The organism is Halorhabdus salina (assembly GCF_013839425.1).
In the GTDB taxonomy this organism is placed as follows: domain Archaea; phylum Halobacteriota; class Halobacteria; order Halobacteriales; family Haloarculaceae; genus Halorhabdus; species Halorhabdus salina.
Window position 1 is genome coordinate 124,036 of record NZ_JACDNP010000005.1, and the last position, 18,837, is coordinate 142,872.

Annotated in this window: 19 protein-coding genes; 11 read left to right on the plus strand and 8 right to left on the minus strand. The window is 61.9% G+C overall.

The window, feature by feature from the left end:
• The first annotated feature begins 96 nt into the window (after window positions 1-96).
• Window positions 97-1,464 carry a geranylgeranyl reductase family protein gene (locus HZR20_RS08685; protein ID WP_181686195.1) on the plus strand — a complete coding sequence of 456 codons (1,368 nt, stop codon included), beginning with the start codon at window positions 97-99 and terminating at the stop codon, window positions 1,462-1,464.
• A 58-nt stretch (window positions 1,465-1,522) separates the two neighbouring features.
• Window positions 1,523-2,266: a hypothetical protein gene (locus HZR20_RS08690; protein ID WP_181686196.1), complete on the plus strand. Its 744-nt coding sequence runs from the start codon at window positions 1,523-1,525 to the stop codon at window positions 2,264-2,266.
• On the opposite strand, the gene HZR20_RS08695 is transcribed toward HZR20_RS08690, so the two are convergent.
• Entirely contained in the window at window positions 2,226-3,005 is a 780-nt protein-coding gene (locus HZR20_RS08695; RefSeq protein ID WP_181686197.1) for a hypothetical protein, read from the minus strand. The two genes, HZR20_RS08690 and HZR20_RS08695, sit on opposite strands and share 41 nt — an antisense overlap.
• Window positions 3,006-3,116: 111 nt before the next feature.
• Here HZR20_RS08695 and HZR20_RS08700 point away from each other — a divergent pair, with 111 nt between their 5' ends.
• A complete protein-coding gene (locus HZR20_RS08700; protein WP_181686198.1) occupies window positions 3,117-4,262 on the plus strand; it encodes a DUF63 family protein in 1,146 nt (381 codons plus the stop codon).
• Window positions 4,263-4,268: 6 nt separating this feature from the next.
• Here HZR20_RS08700 and HZR20_RS08705 read toward each other — a convergent pair whose 3' ends face one another.
• A complete protein-coding gene (locus tag HZR20_RS08705) occupies window positions 4,269-5,981 on the minus strand; it encodes a YcaO-like family protein (RefSeq protein ID WP_181686199.1) in 1,713 nt (570 codons plus the stop codon).
• A gap of 37 nt (window positions 5,982-6,018) precedes the next feature.
• The gene (gene tbsP / locus HZR20_RS08710) at window positions 6,019-6,834 is read right to left on the minus strand and encodes a transcriptional regulator TbsP (protein WP_181686200.1); all 816 of its coding nucleotides are present in this window, start codon (window positions 6,832-6,834) and stop codon (window positions 6,019-6,021) included.
• Between the two features lie 216 nt (window positions 6,835-7,050).
• Here tbsP and glyA point away from each other — a divergent pair, with 216 nt between their 5' ends.
• Window positions 7,051-8,298 (plus strand): serine hydroxymethyltransferase, encoded by a 1,248-nt coding sequence (glyA, locus tag HZR20_RS08715; RefSeq protein ID WP_181686201.1) that lies wholly within the window; start codon window positions 7,051-7,053, stop codon window positions 8,296-8,298.
• Between the two features lie 111 nt (window positions 8,299-8,409).
• Window positions 8,410-9,303: a bifunctional methylenetetrahydrofolate dehydrogenase/methenyltetrahydrofolate cyclohydrolase gene (locus tag HZR20_RS08720; RefSeq protein ID WP_181686202.1), complete on the plus strand. Its 894-nt coding sequence runs from the start codon at window positions 8,410-8,412 to the stop codon at window positions 9,301-9,303.
• Here HZR20_RS08720 and HZR20_RS08725 read toward each other — a convergent pair.
• Window positions 9,292-10,023 (minus strand): DUF7117 family protein, encoded by a 732-nt coding sequence (locus tag HZR20_RS08725; protein ID WP_181686203.1) that lies wholly within the window; start codon window positions 10,021-10,023, stop codon window positions 9,292-9,294. The genes HZR20_RS08720 and HZR20_RS08725 overlap by 12 nt on opposite strands.
• 541 nt (window positions 10,024-10,564) lie before the next feature.
• Here HZR20_RS08725 and HZR20_RS08730 point away from each other — a divergent pair.
• Entirely contained in the window at window positions 10,565-10,840 is a 276-nt protein-coding gene (locus tag HZR20_RS08730; RefSeq protein WP_181686204.1) for a PadR family transcriptional regulator, read from the plus strand.
• Between the two features lie 131 nt (window positions 10,841-10,971).
• Here the strand turns inward: HZR20_RS08730 and HZR20_RS08735 are convergent, their stop codons facing one another.
• Entirely contained in the window at window positions 10,972-11,301 is a 330-nt protein-coding gene (locus tag HZR20_RS08735; protein WP_181686205.1) for a hypothetical protein, read from the minus strand.
• Window positions 11,302-11,422: 121 nt separating this feature from the next.
• Here HZR20_RS08735 and HZR20_RS08740 point away from each other — a divergent pair, with 121 nt between their 5' ends.
• A complete protein-coding gene (locus HZR20_RS08740) occupies window positions 11,423-12,340 on the plus strand; it encodes an A/G-specific adenine glycosylase (RefSeq protein ID WP_181686206.1) in 918 nt (305 codons plus the stop codon).
• Window positions 12,341-12,344: 4 nt separating this feature from the next.
• Here the strand turns inward: HZR20_RS08740 and HZR20_RS14550 are convergent, their stop codons facing one another.
• Both HZR20_RS14550 and HZR20_RS14555 read right to left on the minus strand, forming a co-directional pair.
• A complete protein-coding gene (locus HZR20_RS14550) occupies window positions 12,345-12,872 on the minus strand; it encodes an ABC transporter ATP-binding protein/permease (RefSeq protein WP_309484916.1) in 528 nt (175 codons plus the stop codon).
• Between the two features lie 26 nt (window positions 12,873-12,898).
• Entirely contained in the window at window positions 12,899-13,228 is a 330-nt protein-coding gene (locus HZR20_RS14555) for a hypothetical protein (protein WP_258560405.1), read from the minus strand.
• Window positions 13,229-13,234: 6 nt separating this feature from the next.
• Here HZR20_RS14555 and HZR20_RS08750 point away from each other — a divergent pair, with 6 nt between their 5' ends.
• From HZR20_RS08750 to HZR20_RS08765, 4 genes are all read left to right on the plus strand, one after another.
• Window positions 13,235-13,813 carry an NADPH-dependent FMN reductase gene (locus HZR20_RS08750; protein WP_181686207.1) on the plus strand — a complete coding sequence of 193 codons (579 nt, stop codon included), beginning with the start codon at window positions 13,235-13,237 and terminating at the stop codon, window positions 13,811-13,813.
• Window positions 13,814-13,891: 78 nt separating this feature from the next.
• A complete protein-coding gene (locus HZR20_RS08755; protein WP_181686208.1) occupies window positions 13,892-14,476 on the plus strand; it encodes a YIP1 family protein in 585 nt (194 codons plus the stop codon).
• Window positions 14,477-14,549: 73 nt separating this feature from the next.
• Entirely contained in the window at window positions 14,550-16,742 is a 2,193-nt protein-coding gene (locus HZR20_RS08760) for an OB-fold nucleic acid binding domain-containing protein (RefSeq protein ID WP_181686209.1), read from the plus strand.
• Between the two features lie 117 nt (window positions 16,743-16,859).
• Entirely contained in the window at window positions 16,860-18,512 is a 1,653-nt protein-coding gene (locus HZR20_RS08765) for a tRNA uridine(34) 5-carboxymethylaminomethyl modification radical SAM/GNAT enzyme Elp3 (protein WP_181686210.1), read from the plus strand.
• Between the two features lie 17 nt (window positions 18,513-18,529).
• On the opposite strand, the gene HZR20_RS08770 is transcribed toward HZR20_RS08765, so the two are convergent.
• Entirely contained in the window at window positions 18,530-18,754 is a 225-nt protein-coding gene (locus HZR20_RS08770; RefSeq protein WP_181686211.1) for a hypothetical protein, read from the minus strand.
• Window positions 18,755-18,837 lie beyond the last annotated feature (83 nt).

An 18,837-nucleotide genomic window follows, 5' to 3' on the forward strand; every position in this document is an offset into this window, starting at 1 on the left:
CCTGCGTTCGGCCCGACCATGACACTTTCGTCACGACCCGCCCCTCGTTATCGCTTCACGGCAGGTTTTTGTGACCCCCAAAACAACCCACAGCCAATGTCTACAGAGGCCTATGACGTGGTCGTCGTCGGGGGCGGGACTGCAGGGACTTTCGCCGCGGCGACCGCGGCCCAGCAGGGGCTTGAGGTTGTTCTGCTCGAGCGCAAACCCGAAGATGAGGCCGGCCATATCGCCTGTGGCGACGCGATCAAAGGCAAGAGCACGTTCCCCGACGTTATCGACCTCGACTATCTCCGTGACGAATCATTCACCAACGAGAATATCAATCACGCATTGTTTGAGATTCCGGACGGCGACACGATCGACTATCCGTTCGATACTGGCTCCGGTGCCATCGTCGACCGCAAACGGTATGGCGACGTGTTGCTCGAAGAGGCCGATCGCGTCGGGGCGGAGGTTCACTACAATACCGTCGTCCGCGACGTCATCCAACACGGCCGCGTCGAGGGCGTCGAAGCGACCCGTGAAGGTGATCACTGCCGCTACGAGGCCGACGTGGTGATCGACGCCGCCGGTGCGCTATCGATTCTCCAGGACAAAGCTGATCTCGATGCGGCCACTTTCGACACGAACGTCAATTACCAGCAGTTCTGCTCCGCCTATCGGGAGGTGATCGAGGTCGAGGAACCCGTCGACTTCGAGGACGCGATCGTCTTCAAGCCGACCGAGGAACTGGGCTATCTCTGGTATTTCCCGCGAACGCCCACGGAGATCAATGTCGGTCTTGGTTTCCAGATGGATCGGGACCCGATGAAGCTTGTCGAAGTACTCCGGGAGGACCTCCGAAACCGCCCCGAGTTCGAGAACGCCACCGTCAAGGACAAGCGTGGAGCCGCATTGCCGACCCGACGACCGTACGACTCCGCGACGGCGCCGGGACTGATCGCCGTCGGCGACGCTGCGGCACATGTAAATCCGACGACCGGAGGCGGTATTCCCGGCGCGGCCAAAGCCGGCCACTGGGCGGCCGACGTTGCTGGGGATGCCATCGCCGAGGGCGACGTTAGCGAAGACGCGCTGTGGGAGTACAACCGTCGTGTCCAGACGGACTTCGGGAAGCGCTTTGCCGCCATGGATCTGTACAATATCTTCGGCGGCACGCACACGATCGAGGAACTCACGGAGGTTCTCTCTGCGTTGCCCGCCCAGCAACTCATCGACATTTTGGGTCGGTCGGGAACGGCCTCGATGAGCCTCGGCATGAAGCTCAAGACGTTGAAAGATACCTTCGGCCACTGGCAAACGCTGTACGACGCTTACAAGGTCAACAAACGGGCGAGTGAGCTCAAAGCCATCTACGACGATTACCCGAAACTGCCCGAGAACTTCGACGCATGGCAGGAGCGCCGCGACGCGTTCATGGAGCGCTTTTTCGCCGAGTTCGACGCTGAACCGAAGTATTGAGACACGATCGATGTCGCCCTCGTAGCAATTATACGCGCCCGTACCAAACTTCCAGGAAATGTCGGGCGGGAACGCGTCGGGACTCGTTGCCGGTATCAGCATCGACCTCAAACGGCTCCACGAGACGTGGATGGCGATTGTCTATCCGCGCCAGGTTGACGCCGACGAGACCGTCCTCGGGAAGTGGACGCCAAGCTCCCAGCGCGGGTGGATCACCTATCGCCTCTGGGGTGTCGCTGGAGTGCCGGTCATTGGCTTGCTGTACCCATTCGTCCTGCTGGGGTACGCGCTCCGTGCCCAGGCCGACCGCCTGGACGGTGTCGCGGCTCGCATCGGAGCGATCGGTGTCGTCGGTGCCCTCACACTGCTCTGGGGTGGGCTGTCGATCGTCGCCTGGGATCAGTTTACCAGGGCCGGATTCATCGCTGTGCTCGCCGCGAGTCTCGTTGCCGTCGTCGCTGGCTTGCTCGCGCACCTGTTTAGCCGCGTCGGCGGGCGTTTCACGACGGTGTTTGTGGCCTATCCACTCGGCGTGACAGCATTGTTCTTGCCATCGATTGTCGCGGCGCTGTACTCGCCAACGATCGCCGATGTCGTCTTCGCCCGGAGTGAGGCCGTCGCGCGGTGGGTCAACACCCACCTCCTCGACGTCTTTGACATCAACGAACGGTTGCGCCAAAAATACGACCTCCGCGGGGTCGCCCACGTCGGGATGTGGGTCGGTATTTCGGTGCCGATCGGCTGGCTCGTTGGCTTTGTCGTTACGTTGGCGAATTTCGTTCGTCCGAGTGGTCCTGAATAATCCGGTTGGGATCGACGCCGTTGTCCCCGATCCGGACGTCGACGTTATCGCCGCCAACGTGCATTGTCCCACCGACCAACAGGGGCGCGACGACTCCGCCAGCGAGCGTACCTGGGTGGCTTAACTCGGCGTCGATACTGATCGCATCCCCGGCTTCGAGTCCGCTGTCCTCGATAAAGGCTTGCGCGGACTCGAGCAATTCGTCGTGTGTATGGTTTCCTGCTGTCGTGACGAGGGCAGTCGCGTCCGACGACACCGATTCGGGTGGGGCAATCGGCGTCTCGCTCCAGACTTCACTCTCGAAGTGGACGACTTCGGGTTCGGCCGGTGGCCCACCGTACGCGAGCGTCGTACAGCCCGCACTCGTCTCGTAGGATTCGGTCCAGGCCGCCGGACAGAGCAGTGCCCCCCCGTCGAACGACGACGCTGGATCGAATTGGACGCTCGCTCCGAGGGTCCCAGCCCCGATGAACGCCAAAAGCACTTCCGGAATGGGGGTTGTCGCCTGGCGTGTCGGTCCCGTCGGCGGCTGTCTCTCCGGCCGTTTCGGGGCGTCGACAACACCGACTGTTGTGTCTGCATGAACGCCGTACAGACGCAGGAGATTTGCCGTCTTCCAGGCCGTCGCACAGAAACTCTCGTAGGTGTGTGAACGCGCTGGATCGTCGGCCCGTCGATAGGCTATTGTCTCGCCACGGCGTTCGGGGGCGACGAGATCGCCGAGTACCTCTGGATCCATACCCACCCGATCGGTGCCACCGGGCAAAAGGAGTGGGTTCGTGGCCGTTCGTCGAGGCGGTGTCCGTTCGGGACCGGAACCCTCAACTCCCCGGCTCTCGCGTACCCGCTCATGAACGATTTCGTCGACGACAATCCCGGCCGGGCGTGGCTAGCGACATTCGCGGTCGCTGTACTCGCCCTTGTCGGGGCTTCGATCGCGTTCACGAAAGCAGTCTGGGATCGCTTCATCTGGCAGTATTTCTGGGGTCCAGTCTACGCTGATGCACACAACGCCGCCTGTGCCATCAAGGCCCAGGGCGAGACCATACTCGTCAGTTGGTCGAATCAGGCCCAGTGTGCTATCCAGGGGGATGCAGTCGTCGCCGAACCGGGCTACACAATCGTTTCCGAGGTCGGCTACATGGTCATTGCCTTTTTCTTCGTGATCGGCGTCTTTCTGCTCTTGCGACGACTCGACCTCTCGCTCGACCGAACCCTGCTGTACGCGCTGGTGCCGTTCATGCTGTTCGGTGGGGCCCTGCGTGTCGTCGAGGACGCAACCGACGAAGTGCCAGCAGGCGTCGATTCGTTCCTGTCGTATCCGATGAACTCGCTTTTCATCAGTCCAGTTATCTACTTCACTGTCTTTGTGATTGCCTTGACAGCGCTCATCGTGAGCGTCGAACTCGCCGACCGCGACATCGTCGAGACGACACACAAACCCCTCGCAGCGATGGGGCTCGGTCTCCTCGCGGTCACGATCGGCTATCTCGGGATGCTTGGCCTGACTGTCGAATATGTTGGCTTCTATCCGCAAGTCGTCGTCCTAACGGTCGGGCTGGCATCGTTGTTTGCCTACGGACTCTATGTCCTCGCTGAGCGGTTCGCACCCGAGATCAATCGTGGAACTGGCTACGCCGGGTTGGTTGTCCTGTGGGGCCAGGCCATCGACGGGGTTGCGAACGTGCTGATGGCTGACTGGATCCACGCTATTGGACTACCCGAGACACTCACTTACTCGGCGAAACACCCCGCCAACGCGATAATCATCGACGTGACCACGACCGTGTTACCGCCAGGCGTCATCGACTTCATGGGCACGTCGTGGCCGTTCCTGCTGGTGAAACTCGCCGTCCCACTTGGGTTCGTCTGGCTGTTCACCGAAGAGTTCTTAGAAGAGAGTCCGCGGTTTTCGTATCTCTTGCTCGTGGCAGTCACGGCCGTCGGACTCGGTCCTGGCACCCGTGATATGGTGCGTGCGGCGCTCGGAATCTGATCCCACTCACGGGAACGGGTGGAAGGCGTTGTCCGGACGCGGTTCGAAGCCGAGTTCCTCCGGCACCGATTCGAGTCGATCGCCGAAGTACGGCTCCCCGAGGAACAACGGTTGGGCCTTCGGGACGAGGACACGGGTTACCTCGAACCCCAGTTCGTCGATATCACGCGGCGTTAGTCGTGTCGCATACGGGGTCATCCCTGCGTTTGCGATGCGCTCGACCACTGTTTCCAGTTCAGCTTGCCCTGCTGGCGGGTCGGACTGCCCGACATCCGTCGCCGGAACCGTACTGGGCGCGTCGATGAACTGCTTGACGCGCTCGGGGAACGACGCGTACTCGCCGATCGCCCCGCCAGCGCTTGCAGCTTGCTCTGGCCCCATCCGGGACAGTTCGAGCCAGTTTTGGGTTGCTTCCGCCAGCGCCGACTGGGCGGCACTGGCTGGGTCAAGTTGTGCACTCGATCCAAGTGCAAACCGGGGCCACTGCTCTGCTCGGTGGACGGCACAGGCGACGACCGGGATGTCGACATCCTGGGTAAGTAGTAGCGTCGTCACCGACAACTCCGCAGCCTCCAATCGCGCAACCACTGTCTGGAAACTATCGTCGTCGACGGACAGTGCAAGGGGTTCGAACGTCGAGTACCACGACAGCATTGCTGCATCGCGTTCGACAACCTCGTACAGGCCCGCGAGCATGGCTTCGATCGCGTCGTTTCCAAACCCTAGTCCGGTGGTCGTTGCCGGTCGAATCTGCTCGTTAGGTGGCGGATAGACCCCGAGAGAAGCCGGTAATTGGACCGTGTGGCCCGTTGAGAGGTTTTCCCCGTCGAGCCACGCCCAAGTGGCCTCGTCGTCCGGTTCCGAAGGGCCGACGAACGCCGACGGCGGGACCGGCGTCTCGACCGCCGCTGATGTGCCCTCCCGGAAGTTCGCGTGCCGGTATACTCCGGCTGCGTATCGCTCGTATGCTTCACCGAATCCTTTCATCAGCGATTCGTTCCAGTCCAGGGCCACGCCCGCCGCCTGATTGGCTGCGCTGGCGTCGCTAAACCCACTGGTGTCAGCGGTCTGGGCCAGGTAGTACGGCAGTGGATAGGACGATACTTCCCCCACTTCGCGGACGATTCCCACCCGCTCGTCCAGACCACGCTCGGCCCGGGCAAGAGACTGGTCGACCTCGCGATCGATGCGTTCCCGGTCGATCGCTCGATTTGGGTCAGTGCCACACGCACAGTGTGGCACAGACAGAACCCGTCGTCGCGCGTGTGGGACCTCGATGACGGCCCCAAAGGGATCCGGGCCGTCAGTTCCGGGATCGAGAACGCTGGCGACGGCACGACCGGCTAGTGCGCCCGCGAACCGGGCGGTCGCCGGGGGTTGGGCTTTGGTAGGTTCCTCACTCGGATCGACGTTGGCGCGGACCCGTGTCGCGAGACAGTCATAACAGGCGCTATCGGTTGCAAAGCCAGTGACCGCCGCGTCGACGACCGGGACGCCGCCGACCCCACCGAGTTCGACCGCAATCCAGGGCGTCTCTGAGTCCAGGGCTATCTCGTTGGCGCGTTCGAAGGCCGCCGCTCCGGCGACGTCGACCACGATTCCCATCTCGTCGGCCCCAGCATCGAGGGCTTGCCGCCGTTCTGTCTCTACGTCGACGTCTTCGAGTGCGGCCTCGATCGCCTCGATGGCCGGCCCAGATCCGACGATACCTACAGCCATGCCTTTGGATGCTCGCGCGAACGGCAAAAAGGCCGCGTTACCGGCGGTGGGCCATCGCTTTGTCGGCCAGTTCGCTGGCGTCGGCTGCCCGAAGGGCGTCCGTGCCGAGTAACAACCGCAAGCGCGGCCGACCGACATCGATCGGTACCTTCTCGGTATCGAGCAGTCCCTGGTCTTCCAGTTGGGTCTTCGTCCGGGAGAACGTAGCTTTGCTCGCCAGCCCGACATCTTCGCCCCACTTGCTGATGTCGTAGAGAAGTTGCTCGTTGCGGGCGGCCACGAGCAGACTGATCGTCACCTCGTCGATGCCCTCGCCGTCACCACGGGCCACAGAGAGCGAATCGAGGACGGCGTCGAAGTCCGCGAGTGTCTCCGTGCCCAGTTCGCTCTCTAAGGTCGACCTGACGGCCGTGAGCGGCGGTGTCCGAAGCGTGAATGGTTCGGCCTCGTCCCATTGGTCGTCGTAGAAGTCACGTGTTGCCTCGACGAAGGATACGTCGTCGGTCCCGAGGCCTGCCGCTGTCGGGCCGGCGTCGACGACCGAGACCACGTCCTCGCTGGTCACGAGCAACGAGTTCACTGCCAGCTCGTCGAGCAACCGGATAGCGAGGATATCCGCATCGATCAAATCGGCGGCGAGACTCCCGATCAGAAAGTCGTCCATCTCGTCTTTGAGTGCGCGCTCGTTAGCGAGGACCTTGACCGCAGGCGGAGCGTCAAGCTCGTCGAGTGTTGTGACGAGTTCTCGAATCATCTCTCGTGCCGGGTTGACGACGATGACGTCCTGGGCCGCCTCTACCGTATCCGCGATAATCGCGTGTAGTGGTCGGCTTACCATATTTTGAGTGTCCATGATATACTTATATAGAGCAGTCGAGATAGTTTAATCTTCTTTTTCAGGCAATCCTATATAAGATAATTTGAATTATTTCAACAGAGATGTCGGCCGATTTAGCCCACATTCATCTGTCGGAAGAGACATCCGGCCGGTTGTAATCTCGAGCAGTGGACTGGCCGGTCACAAACGCGGACAGGTAGACCTTTTAGGAGGGGACCGTCAGGGATAGATATGACCCACGAGACCGTTCGCGAGGTCGATCCGGAACTGGCAGCCGCGCTCGGGGGCGAGCGCGACCGACAGGAAGACACCCTGGCGATGATCGCCAGTGAGAATCACGTCAGTGAGGCCGTCCTCGAAGCGCAGGGATCGGCACTGACGAACATCTACGCCGAAGGCTATCCCGGCAAGCGCTACTATGCGGGCTGTGAGTACGCCGACGAAGTCGAACAACTGGCGATCGACCGGGCCAAAGAACTGTGGGGCGCCGATCATGTCAACGTCCAGCCCCACTCGGGTAGCCAGGCAAACATGGGCGTCTACCTGGCCGTCCTCGATCCCGGTGACAAGATCCTCTCGTTGGACCTGACTCACGGCGGCCACCTCAGCCACGGCCACCCGGCCAACTTCGCCGGCCAGGTCTACAACGTCGAGCAGTACGAGGTCGACGCCGAAACTGGCTACATCGACTACGAGGGTCTCGCCGAGACGGCCGCGGAGTTCGACCCGGACATCATTGTCTCCGGGTACTCGGCCTATCCCCGCGAAGTCGAGTGGGAGACGATTCAGGACGTCGCCGACGACGTCGATGCCTACCACCTGGCGGACATCGCTCACATCACCGGACTTGTCGCCGCGGGCGTTCATTCATCGCCGGTCGGCATCGCCGACTTCGTGACCGGTTCGACCCACAAGACGATCCGGGCCGGCCGAGGCGGAATCATCATGAGCGACGAGGCGTTCGCCGACGACATCGATTCGGCGGTCTTCCCCGGCATGCAGGGCGGCCCGCTGATGCACAACATCGCCGGCAAGGCCGTCGGCTTCAAGGAGGCCCTCGACCCCGACTTCGAGACATACGCCGAACAGACAGTCGCGAACGCGGATGCCCTGGCCGAACGCCTCCAGGAACACGGCCTCGAACTTGTCTCGGGCGGGACCGACAACCATCTCGTGTTGATCGACTTGCGCCCGTCACATCCCGACACGCCCGGGAAAGACGTCGAAGAAGCGCTCGAAGACGCCGGGATCGTGCTCAACGCCAACACCGTCCCCGGCGAGACGCGCTCGGCGTTCAACCCCTCGGGTATCCGTGCGGGCACGCCCGGTCTGACGACCCGTGGATTCGACGAGGACGACTGCCGGGACGTCGCGGATCTGATCTACGAGGTCGTTGACGCGCCCGACGACGAGGACGTGATCGACGAGGTGGCCGCACGCGTCGCCGAACTGACCGACGCGTATCCTGTCTACGAGTAGCTGACTGGCGAGTAGCTGTTCGGGTGATTTCATCCCCCTGTTCTCGACGAGAGCCTTTCGCTGCGTGACGTTCCGGGACGTTCAAGAGGTGTCCGCCCACCCATCTACCTGATGACCGAAATCATCGACGGGAACGCGGTCGCCCAGCGAATCCGGGACGACCTCGGCGATGCCATCACTACGCTCGAGGCCGAAGCCGTCACACCGACGCTTGCGACGGTGCTGATGAGCGATGACCCGGCAAGCGAGACCTACGTCTCGATGAAGCAGGACGACTGTGCGGAGGTCGGCATCGAGGCCATCGACGTCGAGATCGACCCCGACGCACCGGCCCAAGAGCTGTACGACGAAATCGATCGCCTCAACGCAGACGACAACGTCGACGGGATTCTCGTCCAGATGCCCGTCCCCGACCACGTCGACAAGCAGCCGGTGCTTCGACGGATCGACCCCGAGAAGGATGTCGACGGGTTCCACCCCGAGAACGTGGGCCGGTTGGTCGCCGGCGACGCCAGGTACAAACCCTGTACGCCCCACGGCATCCAGAAACTCCTCGAAGCCGTCGATGTCGATCCCGAAGGGGAAGACGCCGTTATCGTCGGCCGGTCGGACATCGTCGGCAAGCCGATGGCGAATCTTCTCATGCAGAAAGCGGTGGGTGGCAACGCCACGGTAACGGTCTGTCATTCCCGGACTGACGATCTGGCGACCAAAACCCGGGCGGCAGACATCGTTGTCGCCGCGGCGGGCGTGCCGGAGATGATCGATGGCTCGATGCTGAGCGAGGGAGTTGTCGTAATCGACGTCGGTATCAACCGGGTCGATGCTGAGACCGAGAAGGGCTACGAACTCGTCGGTGACGTCGACTTCGAGAGTGCAAAACAGAAAGCAGCCGCCATCACACCGGTCCCCGGCGGGGTTGGACCGATGACCCGAGCGATGTTGTTGTACAACACGGTCAAAGCCGCAGGCCGCCACAACGACGTGTCGGTTTCACTCCCCTGAGCGGGCGTCGTCCGGATCGAGTTTGTCGAGCCAGTCGTTCGCGTCGTCGATCGATGGTACTTCGTCCCGCAAGTACGCCCCGACTGCCTGTGTTGCTTCGATGAGCGCCTCAGCGTCACCCGGTGGAACGTTCCCGTCCAGGGCGTCGATCCGTGTCCGATGGTCATCGATCACCCCGAGGACACGCCGAGCCTGCTCGTCTGGGTGACCCTCCAGGTATCGGATCGCGTCTCGACGGTAGTCCTCGACGGCCGATGCGGCGGCCAGACCCCGTGCAGGACGAAGCGAGTCCGGAACCTCGTCTGGCGATGGGCGACCACCGTCCTCGGCCCCCGCAAGCAGCGCGAGGACGTATGCCTCTGCTTGCTCGTCGATACGGATCGATCGTGCAAGTTCCGCGCCGACGTGGCGCAGTTCTGTGGCGGCGAGAAATACCGAATCCAACGGCTGGAGTTCCCCGGCATGGATGAACCCATACTGGTGGACGAATTCGGCCGCAGCCTCGGCCCCCAGGCTGGCTATCGCTGTCAGTGGTTCCGATTCGAGGGCTTCTCGGGCTGGCTGTAGATCTAGTGACTCGGCGCCAGCGGTGTGTTCACGGCGGTCATCGAGGCCAACACTTCGCTGACTGCCACAATCCGGACAGGCAACGCTCCCTGTCTCGTAATACGACCACTGCACCCCACAGTGCTGGCACTCTCGCTTTCCGCGGATCTTCATGTGTGTACTGTGGGGCCGAACTGGCTTAATCGGTGCGTTCGTGATCGCCAAGCATCAGTTGTGTTCGTCCGTTCCCCCACCCGAACCGTCAACTCGACAGGGGGTAGAATGGAGGTCGGTAAGTTTAAGTAAATCCGTCGTCCACAATCTGATGACGCTTCGTCTGGAGGGCCGAAGCGTCAGCGGGGACCAATTCAGGGCGGCAAGCGTTCGTGCGGTTTTTCCGCGCGAACGCTTTCCACTCTTTCGAACAATACTCGTCAGATACGTCGCTATTTCTGTGTCTGCTTCACGCAGCCACGGTACCGCTTGAGTACACTCAAGGTTTCCCGGGGATTCTCTCGAAAGATAACTACCAACCGCGATTGAGGAACACGATTTTGACGTACCACTTGGTAGACAAGGATCCCAGTCACCTCATTCCTGTTATCTGTTTCATCTTGTGCGAGACTCCCTCATGCCCCACTTGGTCGGTTGTTTCTCCACCAAGAGGCAACATATTTAAGGTAATTCGATAATAACCTTGACTTGGACATTACCAATGTACGACCTGACAGGATTTCAGCGGGACCTCCTATATGTCATCGCTGGGAAGGAGGAACCGCATGGTTTGGCGATCAAAGAAGAACTCGAAGACTACTACGAGAAGGAGATCCACCACGGCCGGTTGTATCCTAACCTCGATACGCTCGTCGATAAGGGTCTCGTCGAAAAGGGACAACGCGACCGACGGACGAATTATTACAGCCTCACGCGACGTGGCCGTCGGGAAATCGAAGCGCGCTACGATTGGGAACAGCAGTACGTCGATCTGTAAGTGCTCGGGCTTGCCGTGCCGTCGGTGCGTCTCGCCATTCGATTTTCTTTTTGCTCTCAGTGAACCAGTGACCGCGATCGAGTCGCTACAACGAACTACTTTTGTGGCCGCAGGTGTGGGAATTTTCTCCGTCAGAACTGGTAGCGTCGGTCGTCTGGGTCACCTGTCTGGGGAAACTGTGTGGTACCCGTCATTTCGTCGAACGTCATTCCAGAGAGATACTCGTCGTACGTTACGTCGTAGCCGCTGCGCAGGTGGAAATCGAGCGTCCCGGTTTCGACGGTCGTCTGGAACAGCATGTGGACCGCGCGCCGGACGAGTTCGTCGGTCGAGTCGGGTTCCATCGCTGTTTCAAGCATCGCAAGTTCGTTGCGAGTCTCACGATCGAGGGAGACTGACTGTTCCTCGCCGAGTGCACTGTATTCTTCGCTGATGTCGTCTGAAAGCGAATCGAGTCCCATACTGAACTCCTGGTGACCCGCCAGGAAACGCCTTACGACTCCTGTGAGGGCGCAATTGAGTGGCTCCCTGTCGCTGCCGACAGCGCCAGACGTAAACGACCCAGTCATCTACAGCGTTCCGATGAATCGGGGCGACCTGCCTGCAGACGTTGGGGCCGTTCGGACGGCTCTGATAGACTGGTACGAGACGGACCACCGCGAATACCCCTGGCGCGAGACGGACGAGCCCTATCCGATTTTAGTCTCGGAAATCATGAGCCAGCAAACCCAGCTCGATCGCGTCGTCGACGCCTGGGAAGACTTCCTGAATCGGTGGCCGACCGTCGCGGACCTGGCGGCAGCCGACCGTGGGGACGTGGTCGCCTTCTGGTCGGGACACAGTCTCGGGTACAACAATCGCGCGAAGTACCTCCACGAGGCGGCGACCCAGATCGTCGAAGAGTACGACGGCGAGTTCCCGCAGTCGCCAGACGGACTGGCTGAACTCATGGGCGTCGGGCCATACACTGCTAACGCGGTCGCCAGCTTTGCATTCAACAACGGCGACGCGGTCGTGGACACCAACGTCAAGCGCGTGCTGTACCGGGCGTTTTCGATTCCCGACGAGGACGCAGCCTTCGAGGACAGCGCAGCGGAACTCATGCCCGCGGGCAAATCGCGAGTCTGGAACAACGCCATCATGGAACTCGGCGGCGTGGCCTGTGAGAAGACTCCACAGTGTGACGAGGAAGGTTGTCCCTGGCGAGAGTGGTGTGACGCGTACCAGACCGGTGACTTCACTGCGCCCGACGTTCCCACCCAGCCGAGCTTTGAGGGAAGTCGTCGGCAGATGCGCGGGCGTGTGATCGGCGCGCTGAAGGACGGCGACGGGTTCGAACTCGACGACCTCGGCCCGAAAGTGCGGGTCGATTACTCGCCGGAGGGTGACGGCGAAGGGTCACGCGAGTGGCTTCAGGAGTTAGTTGGCGACCTCGTCGAGGATGGGCTCGTCGCGACCGAGAGGCGGGACGGCGACGTTATCGTCAGCCTGCAACGCTGATACGTTACTGGGAATCTAAGCCCTGCTGGGTGACCCGCTGGCTGGCTTCCTCGATATATTCCGCCGGTAACGATCCAATCTCACCAGCTTGCACCCGCCAGAGGTTGGCATACAAGCCGTCCGCTGAGAGTAGTTCGTCGTGCGTGCCGGCCTCGACGATCCGTCCGTCCTCGACGCCGAGGATCGTATCGGCGTCCCGGACCGTCGAGAGCCGCAAGAGGAGCTTGACGAACGTCGTCTTGCCCGCCCCGGTCGGCCCGACGAGCCCGACGGTCTCGCCCGGATCGACGTCGACGTCGAGGTCTTCGAGACCGATTTCGTCCCCGTAGCCGAAGGTCACATCGTCGAAGGCGACGTGGCCCTCGGCAGCTTCGAGGGGTGTCGCGTCGTCGGCGTTCTGAATGCGGACGGGCAGGTTCATGATCCCGAGAATCCGCTTGGTCGAAGCGCGGGCATCCTCGTAGCTGTCGATGATGTTACTCATCTGGGCTAGCGGGTCGATAAGACGCTGGGTCAGGAGGAGAAAGATCACGAGCGTCCCCTCGCTGAGGTCGCCGGTCAGTGGCCCCGGTGGGCCATCGAGAATTCAGACCCCGCGACGATGAACGTCGCAATGAACGCCAGGGGCGTCAGCGCCGGGATCCCGGGCCGATAGATGCAGTTCAGCCGCAGGGCCAGCCAGTCGAGCCGGAAGTACGTATAGGAGTGTTCGCGAACGCGCTCGTGCTCGTATTCTTCGGTGTTAGTCGATTTGATAACTTCGATGCCGTTGAGATTGTTCTCCAAACGACTGTTGAGGTCCTCGACCGACACGCCAAGCAGTACTGGGGGCACGAGCAATCGAATCGCGAGCCGATCGGTGTGATTTTGACGCCGCCTCCTATGCACTACAATATGACCGAACCCCACGTCGTCGCCATTTGCGGGAGTCTTCGAGACGACAGCCATACGCGGAAAGCCCTCCGGATCGCCCTGCAGGCCGCCGTGGATGCCGGCGCAAACACAGAGTTGCTCGATCTTCGGGAGTGGGACCTGCCAATCTTCGACGCCGACAATGGTGGCGCGGGCGATGCCGACGCGTTCCGACAGCGCGTTCGCAGGGCTGATGCGGTGCTTCTGGGCACACCGGTCTATCATGGCTCGTTCAGCGCGCCATTGAAGAACGCCCTCGATTACTGTGGGTTCGACGAGTTCGAACACACGACGATCGGCCTGCTTGCGGTTGCCGGCGGACGGTTCCCGATCACCGCCCTCGAACAGTTACGGACAGTGAGTCGCTCACTGGACGCGTGGGTCATTCCCCACCAGGTCGCGATTCCACGAGCGTCCTCGGCGTTCGATGAGGACCGACTCGTCGATGACGAACTTCAGGAGCTCATCGACATCCTCGGTCGCGAGGCCGTCCAGTACGCACATATCGATCCCGATCCGGAATCCTTCGAGAGTGGCGAGAACGTCGGTGCGGACGACTGAATCAGTGGCTCGCATTCCCCTGACCGGCTGTTGTCCGGAACCCCAATCGACAAACGGGTAGCGGGCCTACCGCCCGCTGTGACACAGTGGGTCGACCCAGGAACGCGCGGGCGAGAGAAGGGGCCGATCGGGCTCGTACAGTCCTGGATCGCCGTGATGGTCGCCCCCAGGCGCTTTTTTAGTCGAGCCGTTGCACCCGGGGATCAAGCCCCCGGCCTCGTCTTTCTGCTCGTCGTCGTCGCGATCGAAGAAGGGAGCCGATACCTGCTGGTCCCGGCAGCTCGTCCAGTCGTCGACAGTCAGCCGATGGCGACAACGGTGGTTGTCCTCCTCGTGACCGTGTTGCTCGTCGCTCCACTCGGACTGCATCTACTGGCGGCACTCCAGACCATCTTGCTGTGGCCGATCACCGCGGATCGGGCTGGCATCAGCGAGACAGTGCAAGTCCTCGCGTACGCGACCGCGCCGTGTGTGTTCGCGGGCGTTCCGATCCCGGCGGTCACGATCGCCGCTGCTGGCTACGGGGCCATCGTACTCGGTATCGGTCTTGCCACAGTACACGATGTCGAATATCATCAAGCACTGGTTGCGGGGGCGATCCCAATAGCACTCGTCTACGGCGTTGTATTCGGTGGATTTGACGCGATTTCCCTGCTCGTGTGATGGGCCAGACCGACCCACCGTTGCCAGCAACGATTCGACAACCGTTTTAGGCGCGACATGCTTGCTTGATGCAATGGGTTCGTGTATCATTTGCGGTACGTCTGTCGACGGCCACATTTGTGACGTCCACGAAGAAGATGCTGTCTTCGAGTTTCGTGGGAGTACGCCCGACCAACTCACGGCAGGGCGATATTACCGCGGCTCGGTCGATGGCTTCGCGGAGTTCGGTGTGTTCGTCGACATTGGTGAATCGGTAACTGGCTTGCTCCACGAGAGTGAGCTGGATCAACGCTTAGAGACACTCGACTGGCAACCAGGAGAGCGAGTCTACGTTCGCGTTACGAACGTTCGAGACAACGACAACGTCGATCTCAGCTGGTCGATCCGGCAAGCGGACAATGAGTTCCGCGGCGTCTTGATCGATGACCCGGACGCTGACCACGAGTTGCTGCCAGAGGAGATTGACTCGGCGGAGACAGAGCCGGCAGACAACCAAGCGACGGAGCAGCCAGACGATCACGGCAACGACAGTGACGAGCCGGCGGCAGACGACGGCGAAGCGGAGGCAGATCGGCCGACGGCCGGTGCCGTCCGGACGAGCGACGAAGATAGCGCGACTGTCGGATCGGTTGGCGACGCCGAGCAAGCGAGTGACTCGACGGCCGGCGAGGAGGAAACCGCTGATCGCGACGACGGCCCCGCAGAACCGGTCGAGCGGGAACCGCCGGAGGCGCCGGCAGTTACTGTCGGCGAACTCGACGATTGGGTTGGCGAAACAGTCCGCGTGACTGGCGAGATCGTCGTCGCCCGACAGACCAGCGGGCCGACGGTGTTCGAGCTGCGAGATGGGACCGGAACAGTCGACTGTGCGGCCTTCGTCGAGGCAGGCGTTCGGGCCTATCCGAGCGTCGAGGAAGGTGCCGTCGTCCGGATCGACGGTGAAGTCCGCGAGCGACGTGGTGCTCTTCAAGTCGAGACCGAGGATCTCACCGTGCTGGACGGCGAGGAACGCGACGATGTCCTCGACGAAATCGAGACCGCGTTGCGCGAGCGGGCACGACCCGATGAGATCGACCCACTCGTCGACGACGATGCGATCGCCACAGCAAGCGATACGATCGCGGACATCGTCGAAGAGATTCGCCGGGCGATCATGTCGGATCGCCCAGTGATCGTCCGTCACAGCGCGACGGCCGACGGTTACGTCGGTGCGGCGGCGATCGAACGCGCCGTGTTACCCCGTGTTCGTGATCGACACAGCCGGCAAGACGCGGCGTATCATTACATTGATCGCCGTCCGCTGGAAGGTGACGTCTATGACCTCTCAGACGCCACTACCGACGTGACGCGGATGCTCTCGAACCGGGATCGCCACGACGAGAATCTCCCGTTGCTGGTGTTCGTCGGTGCTGGCGGGACGGAGGCCTCACTCGACGGCTTCGAACTGCTCGATATTTACGATGCACAGCGAGTCGTCGTCGACACGGTGGTCGAACCGGCGATTGCCGACGCCGTCGAGACCACGCTTACACCCCGAACCGACGAGGCCACTGTCGCTACCGCGGACGGACGGACTCGCGGGCCGACGGCGACGACGCTGGCCGCGACGGTGGCAGCCCACGTCACGGCGGATGTCCGTGAGGACCTCACGCACCTCCCGGCAGTGAGCTACTGGGGCGAGGTACCCGAAGCCTACGCCGAGGCGGCAGCAACGGCCGGCTACGACGAAACGGCCGTCCAAGAAATTCGCGAAGCGGTCGCACTCGAGGCGTTCTATCAGTCCTACGAGGACAAGCGCGAACTCGTCACGGACTTGCTGTTCGACGACGAAGGCGAGAGTGGGGAAGCTGTTCGCGGCCTGGCGAGTCACGTCAGCGAGCAGTTCCGCGAGAAACTCGATGTGGCTGTCGAGACAGCCGAAGCCAACTTGCAGCGCCGTGACGTCGACGGCGAGACCGTCGGTGTCCTCGACATCGAGCAGTTCACGCACGGCTATGACTTCCCGACGACAATGTTGCTGCTCGACGCGCTGTATCGTCGTCTCGGTGACGACCTCGCGGCGATCGTCGGCATCGACGAGGACGAACTCCACGTCCGGAGCGATCGTGCTGTCGACGTGGGCGAACTGGCGTCCGCTGCCGAAGCGACTGTCGACGGGGCGGATCTCCAGCCGCTGAGTACGCGCAGCCACCGCATCGAGTTCCTCGCCGGCCAGCGGTCGGCCGTCGAGGAGAGCGTCGTCGAGGCACTGGCCGAGTTCTTCTAGACCGGGACGGAGGCGCTTGTTTTTGGCGCGGTTGGCAGGATGGCCGTTCAGTGAGCCGGCCGGCGTCACCCCGAACGACACGCTTATTCGCACGAAACGGCGATCATAGACAACTGAATGAGTTCCGAGGCTACGAGCGAACGCGACCCGTTCGAGGCTGCCTGTGCCGAGTTGATCGAGCGGATTCTGGACGGAGACCTCGACCGTGACGACCTCGAAGCTGCAAAACGGGAGGTCTGTTCGACGTACAGTGCACAGAAAGTCCCAAAGAACTCCGCGTTACTCGATCGCGCACCAGACGGGCGGCGCGAGGAACTGGCCGCCGTGGTGCGTCGCAAACCGATGCGGACTGCCTCGGGCGTCTCGCCCGTGGCAGTGATGACCTCGCCAGAGAACTGCCCACACGGGCAATGCCTCTACTGTCCGGGCGGCCCGGATTCGGAATTCGAGAGCTCCCAGAGCTATACCGGCCAGGAACCGGCCGCAGCCAGGGGCGTCCAGAACAATTACGACCCGTATGGCCAGGTGACACTGCGCCTGCACCAACTGCGAAAGATCGGGCATCCGATCGAAAAGGTCGAACTCATCCTGATGGGTGGGACGATGACCGCCCGCAGCCACGACTACCAGGAGTGGTTCCTCAAGCGTGCCCTGGAGGCGATGAACGACTACGACGTCGACTGCGATCCCCAACCGTCCGAGACCGAAAGTTTCGCCCAGGACCCAACAGAGTACGACTTCCGGTACCTCGAGGATGTCATCGCCGAGAACGAGACCGGTGACATACGCAACATTGCGACCACCTTCGAGACCAAGCCCGACTGGTGTGGGCCCGAACAGGTCGATCGGATGCTCCGCCTCGGGGGCACGAAAGTCGAGGTGGGTGTCCAGACTACCTTCGAGGCGATCAACCGTGAGATGCACCGCGGCCACGGCGTCGACGCCTCGATCGAGGCCAACCGACGCCTCCGCGATGCCGGATTCAAGGTCGGCTTTCACATGATGCCCGGCCAGCCCGGGATGTCCGAGGAAATGGTTCGAGAGGACTTCCGCCGGCTCTTCGACCAGCCCGAGTGGCGGCCGGACTACCTCAAGATCTACCCGACGCTGGTTGTCGGTGGGACCGTCACCTACGACATGCACCGTCGGGGCGAGTTCGACCCGCTGACCAGCGAGGAAGCCGCGGAACTCGTCGCCGACGTGAAGCCTCTGATCCCCGACTATACACGTCTGCAGCGCGTCCAGCGGGACATCCCCGCACCGTTGATCGAGTCCGGGGTGAAGAAGTCCAATCTCCGCCAACTCGCCCGACAGCGGATGGAATCCCGGGGCGAGTCGTGTTCGTGCATCCGGTGTCGTGAAGTCGGCCACAGCGACGACGAACCCGAAGACGTGACGCTTTCCGTCGAAAGCTACGAGGTCGCTGGCGGCACTGAACACTTCATTAGTTTCGAGGACCGAGAGCGCGACCTGCTCGTGGGCTTCTGTCGGCTGCGCTTCCCCAGCGAGGTCGTCCGCTCGGAACTCGAAGACGCCGCGGTCGTGCGGGAGCTACACGTCTATGGCAGCGAAGTCGCTATTGGGGAGTCCGGAAGCGACGACTGGCAACACCAGGGGTACGGGCGACGGCTGATCGAACGCGCCGAGACACTGGCCACCGAGGCGGGGTACGAAAAACTCGCCGTCTTGAGTGGGATCGGTGCCCGGGAGTACTACCGTGATCACCTGGGCTACCACCAGGACGGCCCGTACGTGAGCAAGCGGTTCTAAGGGGCAGGTGACAACGGTCACTCACTTTCTCGTCGGACGAGGACGAAGACAGTCGCGAACACAGCGCCGAATACCCCACCGCTCAGCATCGCCACCGCTGACGAATCACTAACGGCGAGCTGGATTAGCGTCCACGGGATTCCGGTGACGAGAAAGAGTACAAGCCACTGGACGAGGAGATGGCGCTGCAGATACGCCTCGACATTCGCGTACATCCCTGGGAGGCGTGATGAATCGGTCACGGCTCGTGATACCAGTTAGCAAGGCAAAAACCTTCGTCAGACAGACCGGCCGTGCGTAGCAGTGGCGGTGCCACAGACCATTC